15 protein-coding genes are annotated in these 13756 nt (G+C 34.9%); 7 read left to right on the top strand and 8 right to left on the bottom strand.

Annotated elements, in window-relative coordinates:
• Positions 1-76 precede the first annotated feature (76 nt).
• From C5F50_RS08525 to C5F50_RS08515, 3 genes are read left to right on the top strand one after another with little or no spacing between them, the layout of a single operon-like run.
• Complete coding sequence (locus C5F50_RS08525; RefSeq protein ID WP_179370935.1) at positions 77-2080, top strand: sodium:solute symporter family protein; 2004 nt, start codon at positions 77-79, stop codon at positions 2078-2080.
• Positions 2077-2601 (top strand): hypothetical protein, encoded by a 525-nt coding sequence (locus C5F50_RS08520; RefSeq protein WP_246282016.1) that lies wholly within the window; start codon positions 2077-2079, stop codon positions 2599-2601. Before C5F50_RS08525 ends, C5F50_RS08520 begins: the two co-directional genes overlap by 4 nt.
• Position 2602: 1 nt before the next feature.
• Entirely contained in the window at positions 2603-3028 is a 426-nt protein-coding gene (locus C5F50_RS08515) for a universal stress protein (RefSeq protein ID WP_179370934.1), read from the top strand.
• Positions 3029-3034: 6 nt separating this feature from the next.
• On the opposite strand, the gene C5F50_RS08510 is transcribed toward C5F50_RS08515, so the two are convergent.
• Positions 3035-3223 carry a hypothetical protein gene (locus C5F50_RS08510; protein WP_179370933.1) on the bottom strand — a complete coding sequence of 63 codons (189 nt, stop codon included), beginning with the start codon at positions 3221-3223 and terminating at the stop codon, positions 3035-3037.
• Positions 3224-3748: 525 nt separating this feature from the next.
• Complete coding sequence (locus C5F50_RS08505) at positions 3749-3916, bottom strand: hypothetical protein (RefSeq protein ID WP_179370932.1); 168 nt, start codon at positions 3914-3916, stop codon at positions 3749-3751.
• Between the two features lie 312 nt (positions 3917-4228).
• On the opposite strand from C5F50_RS08505, the gene C5F50_RS08500 reads away from it, so the two are divergent.
• Entirely contained in the window at positions 4229-4660 is a 432-nt protein-coding gene (locus C5F50_RS08500) for a Fic family protein (RefSeq protein ID WP_179370931.1), read from the top strand.
• 223 nt (positions 4661-4883) lie between these two features.
• Complete coding sequence (locus C5F50_RS08495) at positions 4884-5024, top strand: hypothetical protein (protein WP_179370930.1); 141 nt, start codon at positions 4884-4886, stop codon at positions 5022-5024.
• 119 nt (positions 5025-5143) lie between these two features.
• Here C5F50_RS08495 and C5F50_RS08490 read toward each other — a convergent pair whose 3' ends face one another.
• Entirely contained in the window at positions 5144-5344 is a 201-nt protein-coding gene (locus tag C5F50_RS08490) for a hypothetical protein (RefSeq protein WP_179370929.1), read from the bottom strand.
• Positions 5345-6118: 774 nt separating this feature from the next.
• Here C5F50_RS08490 and C5F50_RS08485 point away from each other — a divergent pair.
• Together C5F50_RS08485 and C5F50_RS08475 are read left to right on the top strand one after the other, a co-directional pair.
• Positions 6119-7453, top strand: a complete 1335-nt coding sequence (locus C5F50_RS08485; RefSeq protein WP_179370928.1) for a multicopper oxidase domain-containing protein — start codon at positions 6119-6121, stop codon at positions 7451-7453.
• Positions 7454-8401: 948 nt separating this feature from the next.
• Positions 8402-8854, top strand: coding sequence for a hypothetical protein (locus tag C5F50_RS08475; RefSeq protein WP_179370926.1), 453 nt, complete (start codon positions 8402-8404; stop codon positions 8852-8854).
• Positions 8855-9066: 212 nt separating this feature from the next.
• Here the strand turns inward: C5F50_RS08475 and C5F50_RS08470 are convergent, their stop codons facing one another.
• The 5 genes from C5F50_RS08470 to C5F50_RS08450 form a co-directional block, all read right to left on the bottom strand.
• The gene (locus C5F50_RS08470; protein WP_179370925.1) at positions 9067-10236 is read right to left on the bottom strand and encodes a chymotrypsin family serine protease; all 1170 of its coding nucleotides are present in this window, start codon (positions 10234-10236) and stop codon (positions 9067-9069) included.
• Positions 10237-10313: 77 nt separating this feature from the next.
• Positions 10314-10931 (bottom strand): winged helix-turn-helix domain-containing protein, encoded by a 618-nt coding sequence (locus tag C5F50_RS08465; RefSeq protein ID WP_179370924.1) that lies wholly within the window; start codon positions 10929-10931, stop codon positions 10314-10316.
• Between the two features lie 249 nt (positions 10932-11180).
• Positions 11181-11882, bottom strand: coding sequence for a hypothetical protein (locus C5F50_RS08460; RefSeq protein WP_179370923.1), 702 nt, complete (start codon positions 11880-11882; stop codon positions 11181-11183).
• Positions 11872-13317: a hypothetical protein gene (locus C5F50_RS13080; protein ID WP_246282014.1), complete on the bottom strand. Its 1446-nt coding sequence runs from the start codon at positions 13315-13317 to the stop codon at positions 11872-11874. Before C5F50_RS13080 ends, C5F50_RS08460 begins: the two co-directional genes overlap by 11 nt.
• On the bottom strand, positions 13307-13750 hold the full coding sequence (locus C5F50_RS08450; protein WP_179370922.1) for a hypothetical protein: 444 nt from the start codon (positions 13748-13750) through the stop codon (positions 13307-13309). The genes C5F50_RS13080 and C5F50_RS08450 overlap by 11 nt, the downstream gene beginning before the upstream one ends.
• Between the last annotated feature and the right edge of the window lie 6 nt (positions 13751-13756).

The following is a 13756-nucleotide window of genomic DNA, read 5'->3' as shown; positions in this document are numbered from 1 at the left end:
TTCTCCAACTTACAATTGAGTACATAAAGAACAATGTTTGTTTAATCGATAAGTAAATCCCAAAAGAATCATTTCCGTGGACAAGGCAAAATCTTTACCCTTCGTATTTACTGCATTTTTTGTTACTGTAATATTCCTTGCCGGATCTCCACAAACTGTTTTTGCAGCAGGTGCCATTTCAGAAGGATTTGCAATAGGTGAAGCTTTACCTGAGTGGATTGGTTGGGCTGTTGTTGTTGGTTTAGGTGCAGTATTTGCTGTCATCATTTCAGTTGAGGTAAAAATTGAAGAAAAATATCTCGGTGTTAACCAGACCTCTGAGATGTTTAACACTGCAGGACGAACCATCAAAACTGGTCTTACTGCTGCTGCTATTGTTTCTGCTTGGACTTGGGCTGCAACATTACTCCAATCCTCAACAGTAGCATATCAGTACGGAATTAGTGGTCCATTTTGGTATGCAGCAGGAGCATCAATCCAAGTTTTATTGTTTGGAATTTTAGCTATTGAATTAAAACGTAAAGCACCAAATGCACATACTTTCCTAGAAATCATTCGTGCAAGATTTGGTGAAGGTTCTCACAAAGTCTTCCTAGTATTTGCATTAATGACTAACATGATTGTAACTGCCATGCTTCTACTTGGAGGTTCTGCAGTTGTCAATGGCTTGACTGGAATGGATATTTCGCTAGCTGCATTCTTGATTCCTATCGGTGTTATGATTTACACTCTAGTTGGAGGATTAAAAGCAACTTTTGTTGCAGACTATATGCATACTATAATCATATTTGCTGTAATCTTGACTTTTGTTGCAGCAGTATACATCAACACTGACATTACTGGTGGTGTTGAAGGCATGTACAATAAACTAGTAGAAGCTGCAAAGCTGACTCCAGTTGAAGGAAACGCAGCAGGTGCATTCTTGACGATGGCATCTGTTGGTGGATTGATGTTTGGTATAATCAATATAGTTGGAAACTTTGGAACTGTCTTTGTTGATCAGGCATACTGGCAGAGAGCCATTGCAGCAAAGCCATCATCTACTGTCAAAGGCTTCTTACTTGGTGGTGCATGTTGGTTTGCAATTCCATTTACATTAGCTACTACAATGGGTCTGACGGCGGTAGCGCTTGATGTTGACTTGACTCCTGCACAAGTTCAATTAGGATTAGTAGTTCCAGCTGCTGCAACTGCACTAATGGGTGAAGTCGGAGCAATTATGGTACTTACAATGTTATTCATGGCAGTGACTTCTGCAGGATCTGCAGAACTAATTGCTGTCTCATCGCTGATTACTTATGATATTTACCGGACGTACAAGAATCCAAATGCCTCAGGAAAACAGCTAGTCAAAGTATCTAGGATGACAATTGTAGGCTTTGGACTTGGTATGGGTGGCTTGGCCGTAATACTATTGCACATGGGATTAAGTTTAGGCTTTGTCTATCTAGCAATGGGTATCATTATTGGCGCAGCAGTAATCCCAATTGCACTGACAATACTTTGGAGAAGAACAAACAGAGTTGCTGCCACATCTGGTGCAGTTATCGGTCTAATGGTTGCAGTAACTACATGGGTATCAGTAGCTGCATCCTTACCCGACTTTGGTGGAGAAATATCTCTTGCAAGCCTTGGTCACAACTACTCTATGCTATTTGGAAACATCGCAGGAATTTTGACTGGTGGCATAATCACAATAATTGGAAGTCTTGCTACAAAGACTACCTTTGACTGGAATGATCTCAAAAGGAAAATCACTCTTGTCGAATTAAGTGAAGCAGAATCTGCCCAAGTTACCGAAGATGAGGAGACTCTAAAGAAGGCATTCAAGTTTAGTCTAAAAGGTGGCGGTATCATGACATTGATACTAATTGTCGCATGGCCAATACCATTGATTGTATCAGGACATGTCTTTGATACATTGTCTTATAGTCTCTGGGTTGGAATATCCATAGTTTGGGTAAGCGTTGCATCATTCTTCATCATATGCTTGCCAATCATTGAGGCAAGAAAAGGAATTGCCCAAGTATTTGGTGGTAAAAAAGCAGTTACAGAAACATCAGGAGGCTACAAGAAATGACTTCCTGTACTGGTTGCAATGCAACACTGGGATGGAAAAAATACAACTTCCAAAAACAATGGCGTATTCATGGATACTTTTGTAAAGATTGCATGGAAAAAATAGGTCAAGACTTTGATGATCATGGAAAGATTACACTTCCAAAAAGAAAATGCGATTCGTGCCACCAGGAATTCTTTTTCTTTACTACAACTTGGCATAACAAACAACGACATAGATGTTGCCACGTTTGTAAAGATCTTGATTTTACTGATTCAACATCAGAAGCTGCTTTGTTGCCCCCAGTTCCTTCAAGAGTCCCAGTAATGATGGCAGTGTTTGCATCTTTTGGTATTATGTTAATGATTGGTGGATTTGCATATGTAATGTTAGTGGCACCGCAACAAGATTCTAGCATACTACATGTTATCATAGGTAGCAGCATGTCTGGTGCAGGATTTATGTTAGCAAGAAAGATGGTAAAGGTTCGAAATATGATCTTGGGCAAAACTCCACAACTTACAACGGAGGAATTAAGATAAAATGGCAAATTATAAAAAAATTCTAGTACCATTGGATGGATCAAAAAGATCAAACTATGTCTTAACAGAAGCAATCAATATTGCAAAACGAAATGATGCAGATGTAGTTGCTCTTTACGTATTACCATTTTCACCTTTATCATATCGTGATATGAAAGTAGCACAAGAAACAATGTATAAAGAAGCAAAAGAAAATCTTGCAAAATTAAAAGAAAGTATAAAAAAAAATGGTGTAGATGTTCAAACAAAAATTCTAAAGGGACATCCTGGAAAACTCATAACTAATTTTGCTAATCAAAAGAAAAACGCAATAGACTTGATAGTGATTGGTTCTAGGGATCTTAGCGGTGTTAAAGAAATGTTTTTGGGAAGTGTCTCAAATTATGTAGTACACAAATCTAAAGTTTCTACGCTGGTTGTAAAGTAATCTGTCTTATCTCAAACAGATACCTTCTTTCTCAAACAAAGTCAATCCCAAAACTGTAGCAATTGCACCAATTGTCCAAATTAATGCACTTGCCAGAAAAGTATCACTTACTGAAGGACTAATCAATTCTGCTACTCCAAACCCTATTCCTATGATCATAGAATCTACTCCCATTATGACTAGTGTTTTGTTCATGTATTCATTACGCATTTTTCGTATTTATGTTGGGCATGAAATTCCCAGAGAAAATCAATCATTTGACCCAAAATCTTACTCAAAATTTCATCTTTGAATGCTTTTCTGATTATATTTTCTTAATTCTATATCTTCAATAACACATTCCTTTGAACAAAAATCGCCTACTCTGTTCTAAAATTCTTTACCACAATTTTTGCATTTTAACATGACATAAAACCCAAAAAACCATTTGAAGATTTTTGCTCTAAATATTGTTTTAAATTATTTTCATATGAAAACGATATAAAGAAGATGGATGTAAAATACATCTGATCTGAGTTTTTATTAATTCTTAAATACATTTTTGCCTTACATAATACTATGCGAACAAGTAATCTCAAATACAGAAAATACATGTATGCATTAATGGGTGTGTGTGCTGCAGTAATATTATTGGTAAATATGTGATCTATAACTGAATATAATTTCTAATAGAGAATTTTGGCTAAAAAATAATATAAATTAAGAAAAATACTTGTATCCTTATTCTTCTTCTGCAACAGGAAAAAGTGGCACTAATTTATGCAAAGTATAATCAACTAGTTCCATAATGTATTTCATATCTACCTTTTCATGTGCATCTACGCTTACAAACAGTATGCAACCTCCTTCCAATGGCATAGAAATACGTTTGATCTTTTCATATGACACTATTGCATATCCCCCTCAATATTCCATCTTCTATTGCAAAATCTCTTCGAAAATTAAATGCTAAACGTGAGATGCTTGGATATTCTGACTTAATCAAGGCATATCAATTTTTTTAAAACATCTGAATTCTCATTGGTGATAAAATTACTGAAAATCCAGTACAATTACAGTTTGATGAATCTCGATTTAGATATGAAAATTGGTATCATAGAAAGTGTGTTTGGCATATTGCTCACTTAGTAAGATTAGAGAATTTCTTTTAATTTGATGCAAAAACAAACCTTTAGTAATTTTTGATTATACTCAAAAGAATTGGTTGATACACAATACCTGATTGATATTAACAAATTACTTGTAGAAAGATGGAATAAACTTCATCCAAAAGAAACTCCTCAACCATTAGGCATTAGACGACCTGAAATTGATGAGATTATTCCAATGGTCGAAGAATATGATAAAAGCCATATGAAATTAGAGGATTTAATCCGAAAAGCTTCCTATCTTATGGCTATAGTTTCATGGGTTCAACCCTTTTTGGATGGAAATAAGAGAACAGGCATAATCTCATCAACTAAATTTCTATACGATAATGGATTTGATTTGAATATAGAGAAAAAAGATGAGCCTGAAATTAGAAATTTATTATATGAAATTCAAGATCAACGTACAAGTCTAGATCATTCAGTCGTAACAAAGATCATTTTTTATATTACAAAAAGAATCCAGATACATGAATCAAAGTGATGAAAAAATAACAAATGAACTCATTGAGAAATATTCTGATTTGTTAGATGATCTAGGTTCTGAGAAAAAAGACGATCTTTAGTCATTTCGATAAATAACTATTTTTGATAAAAATTGCAGATTTCACTCCTAACACGTTTACTTTTTTTTCACACTGTTGTCTACTGCATGTTTTCAATCTTTCATTACTACAAGAAAACTATAAGATCAACCCGACACAGGGTTGGGAGAGCCACAACCGCAAACGTCTGCGAAAGCAACTTTGAGGCTCGATGAAGCAGGAAGAAGCCACGATGCTTTAGCAAGTGGTAGTTCACGAACAAGATTAAATACAAATTTTGTACATAATAAACATGGCAAGTAAACACGACTATTTCAAACCGGACTGCTCAAAGAACGAGCCTGAGGCAATTGCAACACATTCAAGCGGAACTGCATTTTACCGGTGCAAAAATTGTAATTATTTTGGGACAATAGAGTCATTCACAAAGCTTTACCATACTTCTGAAATATTACAACAGCATTAATCATATCTGCTATAGAATCCTCAAGATGTTTTATGATCTTGTCATAATCTTGAAGCGTTTCTTTTTCTGGTGTGATGTTTTTTCTCACCTTTATTTCATCTATTGCATCCTGCATGTTCTGCAACGCTTCAAGTATTGCATCAAGTGGATTTACCATTATTGTCTAGTCCTCTAACCCGTATTTTTCTATTTGGTACAACAAAGTCTGCAGAACACTTTATGAACCTCCTATAATTCTGTTAGTCATATCATGAAATATTTTGTCAACGTAAACCCAAACCCAAGTAATTGAGGGTTGGGCATAATTCATTTCAAAAAAACTGACTAAATTTAATTGTACAGCATACGCTTTACAATTCTTGGATTTTCCATACCCCCTTCACACAATTGTAATACACCATTAATTGATACACCAATACACAAACCAGCACAAATGATCTTCATTTTCAAATCCTCTTACAGGCGATATCCTGATATGAAATACATTCTTGACTATCTCAAAGAGCGACTCGATTGATATTTTTCTGTCTGAGTATATCCTTTGTCCTACTTTTGATTTCTCTTTATATGCGAAAACAAATTTTGTAAACAATTTGCAACGTAATTAGTCTAAATTTCTAGAATTTGGACTAGAAGATGGGAAAATACTGTGAATTCATTAATTTACAGATATAATGAATTACTACTTTTTGATCGGTAATTAAAATATTCAATGATGTAGATTATTTTATGAAATTAACTCACAATCGTTAGGAGGATTATGAGAAATTATCTAAAATTATGATTTGTTCTTGAAAAATTTTCGAGTCTTGGATTGTAATGATTAGGATCTGTATGTTCATTTTTGCTCTTGATATTCAATCTTGATATTCAATCATGATATCATCTTTATTGATTTATTACATGTAGAAAAAAATGTCACATTATCTTTATGAAACAAATGAATATTTTGTATATTGTAGTTGGCGTAATTATTGGATTTAGTGTTGCATTTGTTGCATTCATTGAATCCCCTCCTATTCAAACCAGTGATGCTGAATCAACAGATGTTTATCCAAAATTTAAAAATCAAAATCCTCAGACATTATCTTACACGTTAATTGCCCAAGATGCAGAAATCGAAGTCTCTCCAGGAGTAAGAGCAACTGTATGGACGTATAATGGGACAGTTCCTGCACCAGCACTTCGATTTACTGAAGGTGATGATGTCACAGTAAAATTTGTAAATGAAACGCCATACGCTCACACTATTCATTTTCATGGAACACATGATTCAGAAAATGACGGTGTATTTCCACAGATAATGCCTGGTGAAGAATACACATATCGCTTTGTTGCAAAAGAATCAGGACTATTCATGTATCATTGCCATGCATTTCCAACATCAGAGCATGTACGAATGGGAATGTTCGGAGCTATGATTATCGATTCTGCCATTCGTCCAATGGAGCCAGCACGAGAGTATTTCTTTACTCTAAGTGAGTTTGATCCAAATAACGCATTAGAATACTTTACAGAATATTATATGATTAACGGATATGCCAATCAATACATGGATAATCCAATCAAAGTTGTAAAGGGAGAACTGGCCCGATTTTATGTAGCAGGAGTTGGTGGAGTATTACAATCACCATTTCACGTACACAGTACTGTTTTCAAAGTGTATCCATCAGGAATTTTATGGAATGAGCCATACTTTGCACAAACTCATCTTGTTGGAAATGGAGATACTGCAATAATTGAAGCAAAATGGGACGAACCTGGAAAATATCTATTTCATGTTCATGGCATTCAAGAAGAACGTGGTTCTATGGCAATAATTGAAGTACTTGAAGATGATTCTTCACTATTAGACATTCAAACTCCTAGTAACAACAAGGGAAGTAACTCGATGATAAAATGGCAAGAAGATTTGATAATGTCTTTGGAGCAACCACAACTAATCTCTTATGAGAATTTAGGGGAAACCACAACTATTGATGTTGCAAAAGTTTTAACCAATCAAGTATCTATTGTTAAAGATTCATGGAATCCAGATGTTGTAGAGTCTTACAGTCCTTTGGCAATACAAGTTAATTCTGGAAGTACAGTTACATGGACTAATGATGACTTTGTTGCACATACTGTAACTGATGTTGAGAAATCATTTGATTCAGAATTTATTCAAGCAGGAAGTATCTGGAGTAAAACATTTGAAAAATCAGGCGAGTTTGACTACTTTTGTACATTACATCCTTGGATGAAAGGCACTGTTAGTGTAATTTAGTTTCAATATTTGGGAATAACTTTTTATCTTGTTTATGAATTTCGTAGAAAGTGAATTTATGAATAATGGCTGATAGAATACAATGTCCTCATTGTAAACTACATCTAGCAGGAGAGGGTAATTTACAGCGGCATATACGAATTGTTCATAAATCAAAGTCTTCTAAACCTGAAAAATAAATAAAAGTTCAAAAATTTGTTTTTACGCCTATCTACATTTTATTTCCAAAATGGCCGGTGAATATATGTGGAGTTGAACCAGAAAAAAGAATCTTTTCATAATATTGTACAAAGTAATTCTTGATAATCTTACTATTATGTAAAATAGGATTCAATCAGAAAATCTTGGTCTTCCACCAGGAATGCGACTACCAATAGCCCTTGCTGAATTTATTGGCGGCACAGTCCTCATCACGGGCGTTCTGACCAGGAGTTGCAGCATCGATCTTCTCAATAATTCTACTAGGTGCCATTTTCCATATTAGATGGGAAAACGGGTTCTTCATATCCGAAGGTGGGTGGAAATGGGACTTGGTCATGTTGGCAGGAGTGTTATCAATAACTGTAGCAGGACCAGGAAGAATTTCAATTTCACATATGGTAAAAAAATACCTAGATTTCTGCAGTAACATTTGATACCAACTGTTAACCAGTTAGTATTTTTCCAAAATAATTTAGGCAAATCGATATGGGATAATCCTATACAAAATTATCTGAATTTAATACGTGGTCTATAACTTAGTAAACACAATTAGGATGCATCTGCTACTTTAATCCTGTTTCAGAGTTTTTCATGACTTTCTTATGATTTCCTATCAATTCTGCCTAAACTGCTAACATTTTGCAACCCAGTTAGTCTAATCTGCAAACCTAATAGTTTACTTTTTAACATATTATTGTAAATTCCTCTTATTACTAACCAGAAAAGAGAGATCTAGGGGTTACTTTTATGGATAAGATCTCACGAAAGGCCAAAGGCACGCAATTATCCTACAAGATCGTTCTGAATAATTGGGAGATATTTTCTGAGGAAAAATTCCGGCAAAAAGACATCATACCTGACCTTAAGATAGTTGACGAAGAAACATTGTGGGATACTTTACAGTCCTGGATAAACTGGAATTCTGAAAGAGACAATATGCCCCAAACAATAAAGCACTGGTTCTCTTTGCTGAAAAAATATCTATACTATCGCGGAATAAAACTAACAAAAGAAGATGTTTCAGAAAATCTTGACTTTCCTCTAAAAATTGAAGAATCCCACTATCCTCCCTCACTTGAAGTGAGCATCTTCAAAAATATTCTAATTTGTTTGATGAAAATATCACTAAAGAAACATACGGTATATTGGAAGTCGGTTATCCGTTTGGTGTTCATAGTTGGAATATTAAAGAATGTGTAAATTATGTACTTGAGAATAGAACATTGAATAGAAAATAAAAACTAGGCTTTTGGGGCCAAAATTAAACACAACTTACATCGGGCCTTAACCGATTTGCAATTATTTTATTAAAAATGACGGTATCCAACCAATAATTTGTAATATTGTATATGATTATGAGTATTCTTGAATATTATAATTATCATACTACAGAATAAAAAGAAAAAAAGAGGTTAAAATCCCCAAACAATTCCCGCAAAGTGGGATTCAAACTTGGAGTATTTTACGTATGCTGATTGGGTATGGGCATCATTGAATGCAACATTGGTTCCCAAGAAGGCAGGATCTGCGCTAAAGGCTTCCAGTGTAGGGGCTCCGCTATCTCCGTCTTCAGAGAAATAAGTTGCTATAACGACTTGAACTAGTGTTGTACCATCCTTAACGGTAATGCTTGCACTTGTAAAGTCAACAGTTCCTGTTTGCACTCCATTCTTTTTACCGGACATTTTTACCCAGTCATTTTGTTGGGCAGTTCCGGTATGATCAGGATATATAGATACACCAAAAATTTTGGCATCTACACTTGTGGTGCTTTCAATGAATGCACAGTCACATGTTTCAAATGAAGATCCCTTATTGTAAGTCTCTTTTGTGACCTTTCCAATTACATTGGAAATAGTTGCTTGACCTACGTTATTGCCTGTTTCATTATCTGCACAGTGACCAGCAGTTACAAAGCCGGACTTGCTGTTGAATGTTGCTTTGAAACCTGTAGTACAAAAGCCATGGTTTATGACTTGCATTTGCACTCCAGCTTCAATTGAAGTGCAGTCAGAAGTTCTAGATGTACAAGTTCCCAAATTCCAATAATCTGCACCATTGTACACAACAAGATCTACATCACTGCCAAGCAAAGCACGAATCATTTGAGCGTACTTTTGCATGTTTTCTAGTGCTGCATAGTCTTGATGAATACCTACTGCCAAAGCATCTTCATTGCCATCATAGCTAATCATTGTCCAAGGAATTACATTTTCTTTACCTGTGGAAGAAATGTTCAGTCTTTCCTGGGCAATAGCATCAGTTAATAGATCAACTTTTAGCTCGTATTCTGCTTTGCGTTGTGGGTCAATTGCTTTACGTTGCTCTCTTGCTTGCTGCATTATCTTATCCATTTGATTTTGGATTTGATTTTTTTCAGCATCAGACGTTGCTTGGTCTCTTTGCTCTTCTAGCTGTTGCAGTTTTTCAAGAGTTTTATCAGCAACCTTCTGCGGAATTTCTGTTTTGAATACCGTCTTTCCAATAGATTGATTGTCGTTGATTGCCATGGCACTTATAGGAACAAATAATGTTGCTACGACTGCCAGCATCAGCGTTACTTTTACGTTTCTTGTAGTCATTGTTTGAACAAACTAATTAAAGTTTAAAGGGTTTGATTCAAAGTTCTTTGAACCAATCTAATTAATATAATACTATATTATGGCATTATTCTTTTACGTTTATATCGATTCAACAAAAATTGAACCAATAAACCAATTCCGACAACACTTAAACTAATTATAATTGAAAGATGATAATCGTCAAAAGACAATACGGGCAGTTCGTCAAAAGAGGATTCAGGTAATTCTTCACCGGACTGCCAACCACCAGGTGTTTCAAGCTCCGAGGGTTTTGTGATTAGCCAAGACACAACACCGGCCACACCTATTGATGCAAACTTCATAATATTTTTCAATGAATTTGAAAATGATTTACTTTGTTTTGCTTTTGCAGAAGCTTTTTTAGGCAAAATCACAATTCCAGATTTAGATGTATAATATTTCATCGGTTGCTTTCTACTGTTTATTGTAGTTTTACTAATTGTTACAATGCCCGATTGCATCATTTTGTTTACATGATGGATTACTAGGGATAATGACAATCCACTTGAATCTGAAATTTCATTAGCTGTCATTTCATTTTGAATTAACAGTTGTAAAATTTTCCGACTTGTATCGCTATGTAACATTTGCCCCAAAAATTTTAGCTTTTCATCATCAGTTGAATAGATGTGTATTTTGTCCATAATTTCTTTATCATCGTCTTTATCATCCATAATACATCAATTCAAATGGATTCTAAAAATATCTTGTATATGAATTGTAGTGTACTATGATGGCATTATGTTGTCGCTCACATACAATTACCACAATACAAAAACTTGTAACAGTAATTAATTGTCAATTTTTCCCAAATCTACAGATCTATAAACTATTTTCGATCTGAAAATATGAGAAAACAACAAAAGATATCATAATAACACCTGCAGCAACTATTGAAACTTTGAACAATAAGATGTTAGATTTCATTTTCTATTTCTCCAAATGATGATCCCTACAGATATTCCAACTATTCCTAACACGATTAAAACCAAATCTGTAAAATCATCGATAATGACAAATGCTTGAAGTTCTGAAATAGGAACTACAGGCCCAATGTCTCCGTTTATGATTTCATCTGATGCATCTTTGTAATCATTGCAATTTACCTCAATATCTTTTTCTGACTGTGAATCAGAATTTGCTAACTGTTCTACAAGTCTTATGGTATCAAAAGATTCAGAAAGAGGTTTTGTATTGCCACATCCTGTAACCACAGGATAGTCGCTCCATTCAATATTTTCAGCAAAAACAAGATATGATTCTCCATCAATGAATTGAAATCCTAATGGCTCCATTGTAACAAAAGGCTTTACAATTATTTTATCTGTTACATTTCCCTTCCACGAATAAAATACCTGAATGGTCACTTCAGCAGGTGTTAATGATAATGACAAGTCAGGTTCTATTGGTTCCCATTTATCATCAACTAGAAAAGTTTCTTTTGGTTCAACATTTTGTTCTAAAATATTAATTGAAATCACTTTGCCTGAAAATACATAATCAGAATCATCAAAATGATCTTCCAGTGATTTCCCAGATATGCACTGAGATGCAGATATGGATGACACAAATCCCATATGAGATATGATGACCAATGTCAATATTGTCAAAAACCTAGTTCTCATTATCTTGTCCGTAATCATAATAGTTTGGTTCTTCTAGTGTTATTGGAACATCAAACGGAATGATTGCTTCTAGTTGCTGGGTATAGTATTTTTTAGCATCAGGAATCATCTCGTAGATGGAAGAGTACAGATCTACATCAAGAGAGGGTTCACCTGCACCTAATCCAGACCAAGGAACATCAGATAATTTTGCAAAAGATTGTGCAATTTTGAGTTTTGTTTTTAATGGAAGTGAATCAGTGTCACTACCAATAACAGATATTTCTCCAGAACCTTTCATTGGCCATACAGTTGCAAATGGGATAGGCTCTCTTGCATTCCATTCATAGTGTCCTATATTTTCAAATGTCATATCACCGTACATTCCAGGCAAAATAGTCGGGCCAATCCATTTGAGATTTGTTTGCTCATCTACATCCCCGGGCCTATTCTCTTGAATTCTAATTATCGTTGGCAGATTATTTTGGAATGTTACTTTGTTTGTTTGGTTTAGGTTAATTATGACATCATAATCTGAAACTTTTGAAGGGTTGTTTGGATCAGGCGAAATTTCTACTACTGAATTATCCGAAAAATAAAAATCATTTTTATCATGAATGCCATGATCAAATTTTAATTCCCGTATCTCAAAATAGTCCCCAACTGTATGATACGCCGCAGAGCCCAATACAAGATAGGATTTACCGTCAGTGGAATTTATGACTGAATTAAAACCCAGAGAGTTTGACTGCCACCATCCTGAGAACACCTTAAAGTTGTTGTTTGTATTTGTAATGTTGTTTAGTGACAATTGTTTTTTCATGTGATCTTTTATTGCCATTCTGCTGAGTTCTTTATGGAAATTCTTGTCAGTCTTGCTGATTTGGTATAGTTCATCAGAAGAGTATTCCCTCCATTCAGACAGAGTTTTTCCAAGATATTGTGCAGTATTTTCAGATTCAAATGATACCAGTCCGCCAGTTCTAACCCCTTCTTGAATTTCAATATCGGTGATTTCTTCTTGTTGCAAGTCATACTCGGCAGTAACCAAAATATCCTTTTCATTTAGCTGAAATGTTATGCCAACGTAAAGAGGATGTGGGTATTCCTTGCCATCTAGTGTGTATGTGCAGCAATTTACCTGGTATGTAGTGTCTTTTATCAAATTCTTGAGTTGTGGATTGTCTAGCGCTGCACTTACAAGAAATTGCTTTGCAGTTCCATTGATATTTTGTGGACCTTGTCTTAGTTGAGTCAAAATTTGGTTTTTCTCTTGCTCAGAAAAATCCCCATTAGTTCTTGGTGGAACTGTGATCATTTTGGGTTCCATACATGTCCCATCCAAATTTTTTCCTTCAATGCATGAGCCTCCAAGAATACCGACATAAAACAGAAAAAATAACATTCCCACCACAGACAGAATTCCAATTAGTATCATCAAAAGCCTAGTTTTCATATTCAAACACACATGACATTCGGTAAACAGTTCCATCAAGACATACTCCACTTGTACAAGAGGGTGTGATATTTTGGGTGATGAATATTCCATCTACATTTGTACATTCCGATCCTAACCCTTCACAATCGTGATAAGTGTAATTCCAAACACCACCGTTTGACTCACACTTGTTTACAAATATTTTATCATCAAGCATCGCATTCAAATCAATTTGTTGGAAACCTAATGGTTCTGAAGTTCTGTAAATTGGTGTAAGAGTTGAATTTTCAGGCAACACAATTCCTGCACTCGGATATACTTTCCATCCATAATGCTTTCCTTTTTTAAATCCACTTCCAAAGACTATTTCTTCAAGAGAATAACACTGATCAGACAATCCTTCATTTGTAGAATTGCAGTAAAGATTGTCATTGTTACGTATGAGTCTCAAAGAGTT

The sequence above is a fragment of the Nitrosopumilus ureiphilus genome, assembly GCF_013407185.1.
Lineage (GTDB): Archaea > Thermoproteota > Nitrososphaeria > Nitrososphaerales > Nitrosopumilaceae > Nitrosopumilus > Nitrosopumilus ureiphilus.
The sequence above is the reverse complement of the archived record's forward strand: the minus strand, read 5'-3'. Positions and strand labels throughout refer to the sequence as shown.